Raw genomic sequence first — 13,427 nt, 5'->3', positions numbered from 1 at the left:
TGGTCGCATGGTCAATCTGACGCGCATCTACACCAGGACCGGCGACCAGGGCAGCACCGCCCTCGGCGACATGAGCCGGGTCGCCAAGACCGATCTGCGGATCTCCGCGTACGCGGACGCCAACGAGGCGAACGCGGTGATCGGCACGGCGATCGCGCTGGGCGGGCTCGACGAGGAGATCGTCGCGGTTCTCACCCGCGTGCAGAACGACCTGTTCGACGTGGGTGCGGACCTGTCGACGCCGGTGGTGGAGAAGCCGGAGTTCCCGCCCCTCAGGGTCGAGCAGTTCTACGTCGACAAGCTGGAGGCGGACTGCGACCGCTTCAACGAGCGGCTGGAGAAGCTGCGCTCCTTCATCCTGCCGGGCGGCACTCCGGGCGCGGCCCTGCTGCACCAGGCCTGCACGGTCGTACGACGGGCCGAGCGCTCCACGTGGGCCGCGCTGGAGGTGCACGGTGCCAAAGGAAAAGACGGCAGCATGAACCCCCTCACCGCGACCTATCTGAACCGCCTGTCGGACCTCCTGTTCATCCTGGCCCGCACCGCCAACAAGGACGTCGGTGACGTGCTGTGGGTGCCGGGCGGGGAGCGCTAGCGCTCCGTGTCCTGGGCCGCGTCCTTGTCCGCCCGAGCGAGCGCGGACTCGGCCGCGGCCACCTTCTTCTGCATCTCCGGGTAGCCGGAGGGGGTGGCGGGCGCCTTCTCCGCCGCACCGCCCTCGTGGGTGCAGCCCGCGGTGAGTGCCGCGAGGGCGACGAGCGCGGCGGTCGTGATCCTCAGGTGCATCAGCTCGCGCCCTCGTTGCTGTCCTTGCACCAGGTCCGGACGTCCGCGAGATCCTTCTGCCGCTGCTGCAGTGTCGTCAGCAGGGACTTGCGGAAGGTCAGCCGGTCCTGGAGATACGTGGCGATCTCGTCGTGGCCGGCCGACCTGGCGTTGTCGACGCGCTGCTGGAGCCGGGCGATCGAACCGCGCTTGTCCGCGCCCGCGTTCAGTCGCTTCAGCGCACGGTCGATGCGGTGGTCGATCTTCGGCGCCCGCTTGCAGAGGGCCTTCGCGCCATCACCGGTCGGCGTGGCGGCGGGCGCGGGTGTGGTCGTGCTGTCGGCCGTCGCCGCGCCCGTGCCGGTCGCCAGCAGTGCCGTCGCGGCCAGCCCCACGAGGAGGGTGCGCCGCTTTCGTCGTACGTACATCTCGAGCCTCCGTTCCGCGGACGGCCCCCTTCGTCCGTCCGCTCGCCGTGGAGGCTAGGAAGCGTCTTTGGGGAAACTCTGTGACCGGTTTGTCCCTGCTGTACCGATCAGCCAGTCGCGGTGGACGGGCAGGGTGCCGGCGGCCCTCGGCAGCCGCACCTCGAAGCGGGTGCCGACGCCGGCCGGGCCGTCGGCGACCGTGACCGCGCCCTGGTGGAGCGCCGTCTGCTGGGCGACCAGCGTCAGGCCGAGACCGGAGCCCGAGCTGCCGGGGCCGCGGGCGAACCGCTCGAAGATCCGCCCGCGTTCCTCGAAAGGCACGCCCGGTCCGCGGTCGTCGACGGTGATCACGACCTGCTCGCCCGCTCCCCGCACCCCGACTTCCGCAGTCGCCCGGCCGTCCTTGTCCCGGCCGTGGGCGAGCGCGTTGGCCAGCAGGTTGCCGAGGAGGAGCCGCAGACCGGGTTCCCAGCCGTGGACGGTGAGCCCAGGCGCCGCGTCCAGGGTGATCCGGGCGTCGGGCGCTCGGCGGCGGGCCTCGGCGACCGCCGCGTCGGCGACCTCGGCGAGGTCCACCGTCCGCAGCGCCTCCGCCTCGACCAGGTCCCCACGCCCCAGCTCCCGCAACATCACCAACAGACCGAGCAGCCGGGCGTGTTCGTGGCGCAGGTCGGTGAGCACCTCGGTGCGGTCGGGCTCGGGGAGGTCGGGGTGGGCGGCGAGGATGTCGAGGTTGGTGCCCATGCTCATCAGCGGGGTGCGCAGTTCGTGCGAGGCGGCCGCGGAGAAGGAGCGTGCGGTGTCCAGGGCCTCCGCGGTGCGGGCGGCCTGTTCGTCGTAGCGGGCGAGGACCGTGCGCAGGGTGGCGGCCAGTTCGTCGACCTCGGTGACCCCGCTCGGCTCCTCGGGCAGCCGGGCCGTGCTGGTGCGCGGGTCGAGTCCGGCGGTACGGCGGCCGAGCCGGCGCAGTGGGCCGCTCGCACCGGTGGCGACACCCCACGCGAGCAGGCCGGCCAGGGGTGCCGCGAGCAGGGAGATCACCGCCACGCGGCGCCGCACGAGCCGGAGTTGGGCCTGGTCGGCGGCGTTGGGCGAGAAGACCCACAGGGTGCCGGAGCCGCGGGCGGTGCTGATCGGCACGGACAGCGCGCGCCAGCTGGTGCCGCCGTCCCGGACCGTGACCGGGGTGGTCGCCCGCGCCGGCAGCGACACCGAGGCGTCCGGCTGCGGGCCGCCGCTGAAGGTGGCGTCGGGACCCATGACGCGCACGCCGACGTCGAGGGCCGCGCTGTACAGGAGCCGTTCCCTGTTGTCGGCCGCTTTGGGCCGGCCGTTGGCGCTGGCCCGCAGCAGGGCGCGGGCGTCGGCCCGCACGGCGGCGGCCCGGGCCCGCAGATGTTCGTCCTCGGCGCTGTGCAGATCACGGTTGACCAGCTGGAGCAGCAGCCAGCCGGAGGCCAGCACGAGCAGCGGCACGGTGAGTCCGACGGCGAGCCCGATGCGCGTCGAGAGCCTCATGGTTCTTCCCTCAGTACGAAGCCCACCCCGCGCACGGTGTGCACCAGCCGTGGCCGCCCGTCCGCCTCCAGCTTGCGCCGCAGATAGCTGACGAACGTGTCCACGGCGTCGGTGCGCACGTCGAAGTCGTAGCCCCACACGCGTTCCAGCAGCTGGTCGCGGGTGAGGACCAACCCGGCGTTGCGGGCGAGGACTTCGAGGAGTTCGAACTCGCGGCGGGTCAGCTCCAGCGGGCTGCCGTCCCGCTCGGCGGTACGGGCCGCCGGGTCGATCACCAGGCCCGCCACCCGCAGCACTTCCCGGCCGGTGGGCGGCCTGCGGCGCAGCAGGGCGCGCAGCCGCAGCACCAGTTCCTGCAGCGCGAACGGCTTGACCAGGTAGTCGTCGCCGCCCGCCTGGAGCCCGGCGATGCGGTCGGCGGTCTCGTCGAGCGCCGAGAGCATCAGGACGGGGAGGTCCCGGCCGTCGTCACGGAGCCGCTCGCAGACCTCGATGCCGCTCATGCCGGGCATCGACACGTCGAGGACGAGCACGTCCGGCGGCGCCTCCTGAATCACCGCCAGCGCCTCGCGGCCGCCCTCCGCCGTACGCACCCGGAAGCCGCTCAGCCGCAGCCCGCGCTCCAGCGACCGCCGGATGGCCGCGTCGTCGTCGACGACCAGCACCGCACCGGGACCACTCGTCTCGCCCATGCGCCCCTCCCCTCAGCGTTCGGTCAGGGTACGGTCCTGCTCCGCGCGGGCGGCAGCGGTCGCCGGACGCTTCTTCGGCCAGATCAGATACGTCAGCGCGATCAGCCCGTGGATGACCAGGGCCCTGAGCGCCGCCCACTGGAAGGTCCGCAGGGACGAGGTGTCGCCGTCGCCGACGTACCGGATCGCGGCCTGGAGCAGCGCACAGGCAACGGCCGCGGCGACGACGGTACGCAGCCACAGCCGGCCCTCGTGCCGGGCCCTGGCCAGACCGTGGCGAGGTGGCCCCACGGGTTTCGGCGCACCGGTCAGCCGATGTGCCGCGTGCCCGTCGAGCCAGCGGATCGTGTAGTGGCCGTAGGCGACGGTGAAGCCGATGTAGAGCGCCGCGAGGCCGTGTTCCCAGCTCGGCTCCGCGCCCTTCTTCAGGTCGACCGCCGTCACCACGAACAGCAGGAGCTCCAGTAGTGGCTCGCACAGCAGCAGCGCCACGCTGGTGCGGCGCAACCTCAGCAGATAGCGGACGGCCAGGCCGGCGGCCAGCAGCACCCAGAAGCCGACCTCGCAGGCCACGATCAGCGCGACGATCACGGCACACTCCCTTCCCTCGTCCTCCCAGGCTCCCGGTGGGGTGCGCGGCTTTCGTCGTCGGCGCCGACGAACTCGCGGTACATCGAAAGATGCAGTTGCGAACCCTTCCCGGGGATCAGGCGAGCGTCGGGCGGGCCGTGTTGGATGGAGTCATGGCCCTGCGTCTCCCCCGCCCGCACCGCTTCGACGTGTACGTCGCGGTCGGCGGGCTGCTCGGCGGCCTGCTGCTGGTGGTCCTGGGCCTCGGCACCCGGCAGTCCGACGACCCGATCACGCTCTTCGACGGTCCCTGGCCGGTCCTGCTGCCGCTCGGCGTGATGGCCGCCTGCGAGCTGCTGCGCCGCACCGCGCCGCGCACGGCCCTGCTGACCGGCACGGCCGCGATCACCACGGACCTGGTGACCCAGGGCAACGTGGCCACGATCCTGATGTTCACCGACCTCGTCTACGCGGCCGTCCTGTACGGGCCGCCGGCCTCGGCCCGCCGCATCCCCTGGATCACCGGGCTGCTCACGGTCGCCGGAACCCTGGTGCCGTTCGCGGTGTGGCGGGTGCCGGAGGCGCTGCTGATCGGTGTGGTCATCGGCATCGTGGCGTTCGGCCCCGCGGCCACCGGCTGGATCGTCCGCGACCACCGCGACGCCGCCGCGGCCGCCCGGCTGCGTGCCGAACAGACAGCGCTCCTGGCCGAGATGGACCGCAGCCAGGCGGTCTCCGCCGAACGGGCGCGGATGGCACGCGAGTTGCACGACATGGTCGCCAACCACCTCTCGGCGATCGCCATCCACTCCACGGCCGCGCTGTCGATCGACGACCCGGGCACCTCGAAGGAGGCCCTGTCCGTCATCCGGGAGAACAGCGTGGCCGGCCTCGCCGAGATGCGCCGCCTCATCGGCATCCTGCGGGACGCGGGCGCCGGCACCGAGCCCGCCGCCGCACCCACCCTCGACGGCCTCACCGCCCTCGTCGACGGCGCCCGCGCCAACGGCCTCGACATCAGCCTCGAACCCGACCACGGCAAGGTCCCCGCCCCGGTCGAGCTCGCCGCCTACCGCATCGTCCAGGAGTCCCTGACCAACGCCCTCAAGCACGCCTGCCCCGGCCGCATCACGGTCGCGCTCGCACGGCGGGACGGCGTCCTCGACGTCCGGGTGACCAGCCCGTACGGCCACCGGGACGGCCCGCGCGCTCCCGGTTCCGGCGCCGGGCTGGTCGGCATGCGGGAGCGGGCGGCCCTGCTGGGCGGCACGTTCGAGGCGGGCCCCGAGGGCACCCTGTGGACGGTGCGTGCCACCCTCCCCGTAGCCGAAGGAGCCGTCGAATGATCCGCGTCCTCGTCGCCGAGGACCAGTCCGCCGTGCGCGCCGGGCTCGTCCTCATCCTGCGCAGCGCACCGGACATCGAGGTGGTGGGCGAGGCGGCGGACGGGGAGCAGGCGGTGTCGCTGGCCAGGGAGTTGGGGCCGGACCTGGTCCTGATGGACGTTCAGATGCCGCGTCTGGACGGGGTGTCGGCAACCGGGAAGGTCGTCGAGGAGGGCCTCGCGGACGTTCTCGTCCTCACCACCTTCGACCTCGACGAGTACGTCTTCGGGGCGCTGCGCGCGGGTGCCGCCGGTTTCCTGCTCAAGAACACCGACGCGAAGGGCCTGCTGGAGGCGGTACGGACGGTCGCGCGCGGGGAGGGCCTGATCGCTCCGGCGGTGACCCGCCGTCTGATCGCCGAGTTCGCAGCGGGGCCCGTACGGCAGCCGACCGCCGACCCCGCCGTCCTGGACGCGCTCACCCGGCGCGAGCGAGAGGTGCTGTCGTGCCTCGGCGAGGGTCTGTCCAACGCGGAGATCGCCGTCCGGCTCGACATGGCCGAGGCGACGGTGAAGACCCATGTCAGCCGCCTCCTCGGCAAGCTGGAGCTGCGCAGCCGGGTCCAAGCTGCCGTACTGGCACAGGAGTTGGGGATCTAGAGGCCGTCACTCGTACGCGTCGCATCCGCCGTATACAAGAGTGGTCCAGACCTATTGACCGATGGTCCAGACCTTTCTATTCTCGCGGCACCGTGGGCGTGAAGGCTCAGTCGCGCCCCCAACTCCCGCTAAGGAGGCGCGACATGCGCTTCAGACACAGAGCCGCGGCAGGGTTCGCGACCCTGTTGCTCCCCCTGGCCGGTCTGGTCGGACTCGCGAGCCCCGCCCAGGCCGCGACGACCGCCACGGCGACATACGCCAAGACCCAGGACTGGGGCACCGGCTTCGAGGGCAAGTGGACGGTGAAGAACACCGGCACCACGGCCATCAGTTCATGGACGATCGAGTGGGACTTCCCCTCCGGTACGTCCGTCACCTCGGCCTGGGACGCGGACGTCACGTCCTCCGGCACCCACTGGACCGCCAAGAACAAGTCCTACAACGGCTCCATAGCGCCGGGCGCCTCCGTCTCGTTCGGCTTCAACGGCGCGGGCTCCGGCTCGCCCTCCAACTGCAAGCTGAACGGCGACAGTTGCGACGGCACGACGGTCCCCGGCGACGCGGCGCCCTCCGCGCCGGGCACCCCCACCGCCTCCTCCGTCACCGACACCTCGGTGAAGCTCGCCTGGAGCGCGGCCACCGACGACAAGGGCATCAAGAACTACGACGTCCTGCGCGACGGCAAGGTCGTCTCGACGGTCACCACCACGAACTACACGGACACCGGCCTGACCGCCGGCACCGACTACTCCTACACCGTCCGGGCCCGTGACACCGCCGACCAGACCGGCCCGGTCAGCGGCGCGGTCGCCGTGCACACCACCGGCGGCACCACCGACCCGCCCCCGACCGGCGGCAACAAGGTCAGGCTCGGCTACTTCACCGAGTGGGGCATCTACGGCCGCAACTACAACGTCAAGAACCTGGTGACGTCCGGCTCGGCCGCGAAGATCACGCACATCAACTACGCCTTCGGCAACGTCACCAACGGGCAGTGCGCGATCGGCGACTCCTACGCCGACTACGACAAGGCCTTCACCGCCGACCAGTCGGTGAGCGGTGTGGCCGACACCTGGGACCAGCCGCTGCGCGGCAACTTCAACCAGCTGCGTGAGCTGAAGGCCAAGTACCCGAACATCAAGGTCCTCTGGTCCTTCGGCGGCTGGACCTGGTCCGGCGGCTTCGCCCAGGCCGCGGCCAACCCGGCCGCCTTCGCCCAGTCCTGCTACAACCTGGTCGAGGACCCGCGCTGGGCCGACGTCTTCGACGGCATCGACATCGACTGGGAGTACCCGAACGCCTGCGGTCTGTCCTGCGACAGCAGCGGTGCGGCCGCGTACAAGAACCTGATGTCCGCGCTGCGCGCCAAGTTCGGCTCGAACAACCTGGTCACCGCGGCCGTCACCGCGGACGGCTCCTCCGGCGGCAAGATCGAGGCCGCGGACTACGCGGGCGCCGCGCAGTACGTCGACTGGTACAACGTGATGACGTACGACTTCTTCGGCGCCTGGGACGCCCAGGGCCCGACCGCCCCGCACTCCCCGCTGACCTCGTACTCCGGCATCCCGAAGGCGGGCTTCACCACGGCCGACGCGATCGCCAAGTACAAGTCGATCGGCGTCCCCGCGAGCAAGCTGCTCCTCGGCATCGGTTTCTACGGCCGCGGCTGGACCGGCGTCACCCAGGACGCCCCGGGCGGCACCGCCACGGGCGCGGCGGCCGGCACGTACGAGCAGGGCATCGAGGACTACAAGGTCCTCAAGACGTCGTGCCCGGTCACGGGCACCGTCGCGGGCACGGCCTACGCCCACTGCGGCAGCAACTGGTGGTCCTACGACACCCCGTCGACGATCGCCGGAAAGATGACCTGGGCCAAGTCCCAGGGCCTCGGCGGCGCGTTCTTCTGGGAGTTCAGCGGCGACACCAGCAACGGAGAGCTGGTGAGTGCGATCAACAGCGGCCTGAGCTGACGGCTCGGCACAGACCCGGGGGCGCGCGGTGCATGCCGCGCGCCCCCGGCGTGCGTGCCAGGGGCCGTTCGGCCCTTCCGGGGAGGCCACTCGGCCGGTGGGACAGGATCCCCGACCGGGGACAATCCGTATCTCAACCAGTAAGCGGAATAAGGCGTTCAGGGGGAAGAAATGATTCGGGGGGCAGCAATGAAGCGGAGGCGCAGCAGGTCCGATACGGCGGTCGATCGGCCGCGCAGGTCCAGGGTGGCGTCCGCCGGGGTGTTGACGGGGACGACGGTCGCGGCCCTGCCGGCCACCTGGCCGGTGAACGTGACCGTGTCACTCGCGCCGGAACCCCATACCGTCGCGGTCTGTCAGGCGACGTTGACCCGCTGACCGGGGGGCGCCGCCTCCAGCCACGCGAGGAAACCGGTCAGCGCGTCTTCGCTCATGGCGAGTTCGAGACGTGTGCCCCGGTGCAGACAGGTCAGGATCACGGCGTCGGAGAGGAGCGCCAGCTCCTCCTCGCCCTCGGGGAGGCGGCGGCCGGCCACCTCGATCGCGGCGCGTTCCAGGATGCGGCGGGGGCGGTAGGCGTAGGAGAAGACGCGGTACCACTCGATGCGGTCGCCGTTGTAGCGGGCGACGCCGTAGCTCCAGCCCTTGCCGGAGGTGTCCGGTTTCTCGGGGACGTCCCAGCGAAGGGAACAGTCGAAGGTGCCCCCGGAGCGCTGGATCAGTCTGCGGCGCAGGCCGAAGACGAACAACCCCAGCACCACCAGGGCCACGACGATTCCGCACACAGTCAGAGCGAGGACCATCGACACCGACCTCCTCGTCTCCTAGGTACCGAAAATAGGTAACGGAACGGAAAAAACATCCATATCTGCCTCAGCCGCGGCCGGCACCGGATTGCTCCGGTGCCGGCCGCGGCTGAGGGACGTCATCACACGGTGCGCTCGATCAGCGCGCCGCCGCCGCACGAAGTCGTACGTCCGCACGGCGCTCGGCGGAGGCGTCGCCCTCCGCCTTCGCACGCTCCAGCTCCCGCTCCGCGCGCTGGACGTCGATCTCGTCCGACAGCTCGGCGATCTCGGCCAGCAGCGACAGCTTGTTGTCCGCGAACGAGATGAAACCGCCGTGCACCGCGGCGACGACCGTTCCACCATCACTCGTACGGATGGTCACCGGGCCCGACTCCAGCACACCGAGCAGCGGCTGGTGACCGGGCATGACGCCGATGTCGCCGGACGTGGTGCGCGCGACGACCAGGGTGGCCTCGCCGGACCAGACCTCTCGGTCGGCCGCGACCAGCGCGACGTGCAGCTCAGCAGCCAAGGTGGCTCCTCGGGTCACCACCCGGCGGTTCGGCCGGGTGTTGGTTACAAGTCTAGTGGGCGTGGAAGAGGGGGCGGGACGAGCCCCGCCCCCTCACACGAACTCAGAGCTCAGAACGCTTGAGTTCCGAGTTCAGGAGACGCCCAGCTCCTTGGCGTTGGCCTTGAGGTCCTCGATGCCACCGCACAGGAAGAACGCCTGCTCCGGGAAGTGGTCGTAGTCGCCGTCGATGATCGCGTTGAAGGCCGCGATCGACTCGTCCAGCGGGACGTCCGACCCGTCGACGCCGGTGAACTGCTTGGCGACGTGGGTGTTCTGGGACAGGAAGCGCTCCACGCGACGGGCACGGTGGACGACGAGCTTGTCCTCCTCGCCGAGCTCGTCGATACCGAGGATCGCGATGATGTCCTGGAGGTCCTTGTACTTCTGGAGGACCGTCTTGACGCGCATCGCGGTCTCGTAGTGGTCCGCCGCGATGTAGCGCGGGTCCAGGATGCGGGACGTGGAGTCCAGCGGGTCCACGGCCGGGTAGATGCCCTTCTCGGAGATCGGACGGGAGAGAACCGTCGTCGCGTCGAGGTGGGCGAAGGTCGTGGCCGGGGCCGGGTCGGTCAGGTCGTCCGCGGGGACGTAGATCGCCTGCATCGAGGTGATCGAGTGACCACGGGTCGAGGTGATGCGCTCCTGGAGGAGACCCATCTCGTCGGCCAGGTTCGGCTGGTAGCCCACCGCGGAGGGCATACGGCCGAGCAGGGTCGACACCTCGGAACCGGCCTGCGTGAAGCGGAAGATGTTGTCGATGAAGAACAGCACGTCCTGCTTCTGCACATCGCGGAAGTACTCCGCCATGGTCAGACCCGCGAGGGCCACGCGCAGACGGGTGCCCGGGGGCTCGTCCATCTGACCGAAGACCAGCGCGGTCTTGTCGATGACGCCCGAGTCCGCCATCTCCTCGATGAGGTCGTTGCCCTCACGAGTGCGCTCGCCGACACCGGCGAACACCGAGACACCGTCGTGGTTGTTGGCGACGCGGTAGATCATCTCCTGGATGAGCACCGTCTTGCCGACGCCGGCACCGCCGAACAGGCCGATCTTTCCACCCTTGACGTACGGGGTGAGAAGGTCGATGACCTTGACGCCGGTCTCGAACATCTCGGTCTTCGACTCGAGCTCGTCGAAGTTCGGGGCCTTGCGGTGGATGGACCAGCGCTCGCCCTCGTACTGCTCGTCGACGTTCAGCACCTCACCGAGGGTGTTGAACACCTTGCCCTTGGTGAAGTCGCCGACCGGGACGGTGATGCCCGTGCCGGTGTCGGTGACGGCGGCCTGGCGGACCAGGCCGTCGGTGGGCTGCATGGAGATGGTGCGGACCAGGCCGTCACCCAGGTGCTGGGCGACCTCCAGGGTCAGCGTCTTCTTCTCGCCCTCGTTGGCCGGGTCGGCGACCTCGACGTGCAGAGCGTTGTAGATGTCCGGCATCGCGTCGACGGGGAACTCCACGTCGACGACCGGGCCGATGACCCGGGCGACGCGGCCCGTGGCCGTCGCGGTCTCAACAGTGGCGGTCATTAGCGGTCACTCCCCGCGGTCGCGTCGGCCAGGGCTGCGGAGCCACCGACGATCTCGCTGATTTCCTGGGTGATTTCGGCCTGGCGGGCCGCGTTGGCAAGTCGCGAGAGCGTCGTGATGAGCTCTCCCGCGTTGTCGGTGGCCGACTTCATGGCACGGCGCGTGGCGGCGTGCTTGGAGGCGGCCGACTGGAGCAGCGCGTTGTAGATACGGCTCTCCACGTACCGCGGCAGCAGGGCGTCGAGGACGTCCTCCGCCGACGGCTCGAAGTCGTACAGAGGAAGGATCTCGCCCTTGGGGGCGGCCTCCTTGGCGACCTCTTCGAGGCTGAGCGGCAGCAGGCGGTCGTCGAGCGCCGTCTGCGTCATCATCGACACGAACTCGGTGAAGACGATGTGGAGTTCATCCACGCCGCCCTCGGCCGTCTCCGTCTCGATGGCCTCGATCAGCGGACCCGCGACCTTCTTGGCGTCCGCGTACGTGGGCTCGTCGGTGAAGCCCGCCCACGACTCCACGACCTTGCGCTCGCGGAAGTTGTAGTGAGCCAGACCGCGGCGGCCGACGATGTACGTGTCGACCTCCTTGCCCTCGGCCTCGAGACGCTCGGTCAGCTGCTCCGCCACCTTGATGGCGTTGGAGTTGAAGGCGCCGGCCAGACCACGGTCGCTCGTCAGGAGCAGCACCGCGGACCGCGTGACCGTCTCGGCCTGGGTGGTCAGCGGGTGCTTCGTGTTCGAACCGGTGCCGACCGCCGTGACCGCGCGGGTGAGCTCGGTCGCGTACGGCGTGGAGGCCGCCACCTTGCGCTGCGCCTTGACGACACGCGAGGCGGCGATCATCTCCATCGCCTTGGTGATCTTCTTGGTCGCGGTGACGGATCGGATGCGACGCTTGTAGACCCGGAGCTGGGCTCCCATGAGTCAGGTCCCTTCCTTACGTCACTTGGCCGCGGCCGGGGCGTCCTCGCCGAGAAGCTTGCCGTCCGAGGTCTCGAACTGCTTCTTGAACTCGGCGATCGCGTCGGCAACAGCGACGAGGGTGTCGTCCGACATCTTGCCGCCCTCCTTGATGGAGGTCATGAGGCCCTGCTCCTTGCGGTGCAGGTACTCCAGCAGCTCCTTCTCGAAGCGGCGGATGTCGGCGACCGGGACGTCGTCCATCTTGCCGGTGGTGCCGGCCCACACGGAGACGACCTGGTTCTCGGTCGGCATCGGCTGGTACTGCGGCTGCTTGAGCAGCTCGACCAGTCGCTGACCACGCTCCAGCTGGGACTTCGACGCGGCGTCCAGGTCGGAACCGAAGGCGGCGAAGGCCTCCAGCTCACGGTACTGGGCGAGGTCGAGACGGAGGCGGCCGGAGACCTGCTTCATCGCCTTGTGCTGCGCGGAACCACCGACTCGGGAGACGGAGATACCGACGTTCAGCGCGGGGCGCTGACCGGCGTTGAACAGGTCCGACTCCAGGAAGCACTGGCCGTCGGTGATGGAGATGACGTTGGTCGGGATGAACGCCGAGACGTCGTTGGCCTTGGTCTCGACGATCGGCAGACCCGTCATCGAGCCGGCGCCCATGTCGTCGGAGAGCTTCGCGCAGCGCTCCAGCAGACGGGAGTGCAGGTAGAAGACGTCACCCGGGTAGGCCTCACGGCCCGGCGGGCGGCGCAGCAGCAGCGACACGGCGCGGTAGGCGTCGGCCTGCTTCGACAGGTCGTCGAAGATGATGAGGACGTGCTTGCCCTCGTACATCCACTGCTGACCGATGGCCGAACCGGTGTACGGCGCAAGGTACTTGAAGCCGGCCGGGTCGGACGCCGGGGCGGCGACGATGGTCGTGTACTCCAGCGCGCCGGCCTCGTCGAGGGCACCACGCACGGAGGCGATGGTCGAGCCCTTCTGGCCGATGGCGACGTAGACGCAGCGGACCTGCTTCTTCGGGTCGCCCGAGCGCCAGTTGTCACGCTGGTTGATGATCGTGTCGACGGCCAGGGCGGTCTTGCCGGTCTGGCGGTCACCGATGATCAGCTGACGCTGGCCACGGCCGATCGGGGTCATCGCGTCGACGGCCTTGTAGCCGGTCTCCATCGGCTCGTGCACCGACTTACGGGCCATGACGCCCGGAGCCTGCAGCTCAAGGGCGCGGCGGCCGGACGTCTCGATCTCGCCGAGGCCGTCGATCGGGTTGCCGAGCGGGTCGACGACGCGGCCGAGGTAGCCCTCGCCGACAGCCACGGAGAGCACCTCACCGGTGCGCTGCACCGGCTGACCCTCCTCGATGCCGCTGAACTCACCGAGGACGATGGCACCGATCTCGCGCTCCTCGAGGTTGAGGGCGAGGCCGAGGGTGCCGTCCTCGAACTTCAGCAGTTCGTTGGCCATGGCCGAGGGCAGACCCTCGACCTTCGCGATGCCGTCGCCGGCAAGGGTGACCGTACCGACCTCCTCGCGCGAGGCCGCGTCCGGCTTGTACGACTGGACGAAGTTCTCCAGCGCGTCCCGGATCTCCTCCGGCCGGATCGTGAGCTCCGCCATCTGGGTTCCCTGCTCTCCTTGTTGGGCCCGAAGTTTCAACTTGGGGGTCTGGGGGCGACCCCCAGGAATCCTCTGCACGACCC

Annotated in this window: 14 protein-coding genes; 4 read left to right on the top strand and 10 right to left on the bottom strand. The window is 70.1% G+C overall.

Annotated features, from left to right (window positions below):
* The first annotated feature begins 7 nt into the window (after nt 1-7).
* On the top strand, nt 8-595 hold the full coding sequence (locus tag ABZ880_RS20745) for a cob(I)yrinic acid a,c-diamide adenosyltransferase (RefSeq protein WP_361264772.1): 588 nt from the start codon (nt 8-10) through the stop codon (nt 593-595).
* On the opposite strand, the gene ABZ880_RS20740 is transcribed toward ABZ880_RS20745, so the two are convergent.
* Genes ABZ880_RS20740 through ABZ880_RS20720 form a run of 5 tightly spaced genes read right to left on the bottom strand, consistent with a single transcriptional unit; the run spans nt 592 to nt 3,994 of the window.
* A complete protein-coding gene (locus ABZ880_RS20740) occupies nt 592-786 on the bottom strand; it encodes a hypothetical protein (RefSeq protein WP_361264769.1) in 195 nt (64 codons plus the stop codon). The genes ABZ880_RS20745 and ABZ880_RS20740 overlap by 4 nt on opposite strands.
* Complete coding sequence (locus tag ABZ880_RS20735) at nt 786-1,193, bottom strand: hypothetical protein (protein WP_361264767.1); 408 nt, start codon at nt 1,191-1,193, stop codon at nt 786-788. Before ABZ880_RS20735 ends, ABZ880_RS20740 begins: the two co-directional genes overlap by 1 nt.
* A gap of 54 nt (nt 1,194-1,247) precedes the next feature.
* Nucleotides 1,248-2,711, bottom strand: coding sequence for a HAMP domain-containing sensor histidine kinase (locus tag ABZ880_RS20730; RefSeq protein ID WP_361264764.1), 1,464 nt, complete (start codon nt 2,709-2,711; stop codon nt 1,248-1,250).
* On the bottom strand, nt 2,708-3,403 hold the full coding sequence (locus tag ABZ880_RS20725) for a response regulator transcription factor (protein ID WP_361264761.1): 696 nt from the start codon (nt 3,401-3,403) through the stop codon (nt 2,708-2,710). The genes ABZ880_RS20730 and ABZ880_RS20725 overlap by 4 nt, the downstream gene beginning before the upstream one ends.
* A gap of 12 nt (nt 3,404-3,415) precedes the next feature.
* The gene (locus ABZ880_RS20720) at nt 3,416-3,994 is read right to left on the bottom strand and encodes a hypothetical protein (protein ID WP_361264758.1); all 579 of its coding nucleotides are present in this window, start codon (nt 3,992-3,994) and stop codon (nt 3,416-3,418) included.
* Nucleotides 3,995-4,146: 152 nt separating this feature from the next.
* Between ABZ880_RS20720 and ABZ880_RS20715 the strand changes: the two genes are divergently transcribed.
* From ABZ880_RS20715 to ABZ880_RS20705, 3 genes are all read left to right on the top strand, one after another.
* Nucleotides 4,147-5,319, top strand: a complete 1,173-nt coding sequence (locus ABZ880_RS20715; RefSeq protein ID WP_361264755.1) for a histidine kinase — start codon at nt 4,147-4,149, stop codon at nt 5,317-5,319.
* Nucleotides 5,316-5,957 (top strand): response regulator transcription factor, encoded by a 642-nt coding sequence (locus ABZ880_RS20710; protein WP_361264752.1) that lies wholly within the window; start codon nt 5,316-5,318, stop codon nt 5,955-5,957. The genes ABZ880_RS20715 and ABZ880_RS20710 overlap by 4 nt, the downstream gene beginning before the upstream one ends.
* A gap of 143 nt (nt 5,958-6,100) precedes the next feature.
* Complete coding sequence (locus tag ABZ880_RS20705; protein WP_361264749.1) at nt 6,101-7,927, top strand: glycoside hydrolase family 18 chitinase; 1,827 nt, start codon at nt 6,101-6,103, stop codon at nt 7,925-7,927.
* 356 nt (nt 7,928-8,283) lie between these two features.
* Here the strand turns inward: ABZ880_RS20705 and ABZ880_RS20700 are convergent, their stop codons facing one another.
* The 5 genes from ABZ880_RS20700 to atpA all read right to left on the bottom strand — a co-directional run bounded on the left by ABZ880_RS20700 (nt 8,284) and on the right by atpA (nt 13,344).
* Nucleotides 8,284-8,730: a DUF2550 domain-containing protein gene (locus ABZ880_RS20700; protein ID WP_361264746.1), complete on the bottom strand. Its 447-nt coding sequence runs from the start codon at nt 8,728-8,730 to the stop codon at nt 8,284-8,286.
* A gap of 142 nt (nt 8,731-8,872) precedes the next feature.
* On the bottom strand, nt 8,873-9,247 hold the full coding sequence (locus tag ABZ880_RS20695; protein WP_053753233.1) for a F0F1 ATP synthase subunit epsilon: 375 nt from the start codon (nt 9,245-9,247) through the stop codon (nt 8,873-8,875).
* Nucleotides 9,248-9,379: 132 nt separating this feature from the next.
* Complete coding sequence (gene atpD / locus ABZ880_RS20690; protein ID WP_240868639.1) at nt 9,380-10,816, bottom strand: F0F1 ATP synthase subunit beta; 1,437 nt, start codon at nt 10,814-10,816, stop codon at nt 9,380-9,382.
* Nucleotides 10,816-11,733, bottom strand: a complete 918-nt coding sequence (locus tag ABZ880_RS20685; RefSeq protein WP_240868641.1) for a F0F1 ATP synthase subunit gamma — start codon at nt 11,731-11,733, stop codon at nt 10,816-10,818. The genes atpD and ABZ880_RS20685 overlap by 1 nt, the downstream gene beginning before the upstream one ends.
* 21 nt (nt 11,734-11,754) lie before the next feature.
* On the bottom strand, nt 11,755-13,344 hold the full coding sequence (gene atpA / locus ABZ880_RS20680; RefSeq protein ID WP_361264741.1) for a F0F1 ATP synthase subunit alpha: 1,590 nt from the start codon (nt 13,342-13,344) through the stop codon (nt 11,755-11,757).
* Nucleotides 13,345-13,427 lie beyond the last annotated feature (83 nt).

Source organism: Streptomyces sp. NPDC047043, from assembly GCF_040644055.1.
Classification (GTDB): Bacteria; Actinomycetota; Actinomycetes; order Streptomycetales; family Streptomycetaceae; genus Streptomyces.
The sequence above is the reverse complement of the archived record's forward strand: the minus strand, read 5'-3'. Positions and strand labels throughout refer to the sequence as shown.

Excerpts from the sequence above, each read along its gene's own strand:
- ABZ880_RS20685 (WP_240868641.1), bottom strand. The coding sequence starts at position 11,733 with ATGGGAGCCCAGCTCCGGGTCTACAAGCGTCGCATCCGATCCGTCACC.
- atpD (WP_240868639.1), bottom strand. The coding sequence starts at position 10,816 with ATGACCGCCACTGTTGAGACCGCGACGGCCACGGGCCGCGTCGCCCGG.
- ABZ880_RS20740 (WP_361264769.1), bottom strand. The coding sequence starts at position 786 with ATGCACCTGAGGATCACGACCGCCGCGCTCGTCGCCCTCGCGGCACTC.
- ABZ880_RS20745 (WP_361264772.1), top strand. The coding sequence starts at position 8 with ATGGTCAATCTGACGCGCATCTACACCAGGACCGGCGACCAGGGCAGC.
- ABZ880_RS20705 (WP_361264749.1), top strand. The coding sequence starts at position 6,101 with ATGCGCTTCAGACACAGAGCCGCGGCAGGGTTCGCGACCCTGTTGCTC.
- ABZ880_RS20700 (WP_361264746.1), bottom strand. The coding sequence starts at position 8,730 with ATGGTCCTCGCTCTGACTGTGTGCGGAATCGTCGTGGCCCTGGTGGTG.
- ABZ880_RS20730 (WP_361264764.1), bottom strand. The coding sequence starts at position 2,711 with ATGAGGCTCTCGACGCGCATCGGGCTCGCCGTCGGACTCACCGTGCCG.
- ABZ880_RS20725 (WP_361264761.1), bottom strand. The coding sequence starts at position 3,403 with ATGGGCGAGACGAGTGGTCCCGGTGCGGTGCTGGTCGTCGACGACGAC.
- ABZ880_RS20735 (WP_361264767.1), bottom strand. The coding sequence starts at position 1,193 with ATGTACGTACGACGAAAGCGGCGCACCCTCCTCGTGGGGCTGGCCGCG.
- ABZ880_RS20715 (WP_361264755.1), top strand. The coding sequence starts at position 4,147 with ATGGCCCTGCGTCTCCCCCGCCCGCACCGCTTCGACGTGTACGTCGCG.
- ABZ880_RS20710 (WP_361264752.1), top strand. The coding sequence starts at position 5,316 with ATGATCCGCGTCCTCGTCGCCGAGGACCAGTCCGCCGTGCGCGCCGGG.
- atpA (WP_361264741.1), bottom strand. The coding sequence starts at position 13,344 with ATGGCGGAGCTCACGATCCGGCCGGAGGAGATCCGGGACGCGCTGGAG.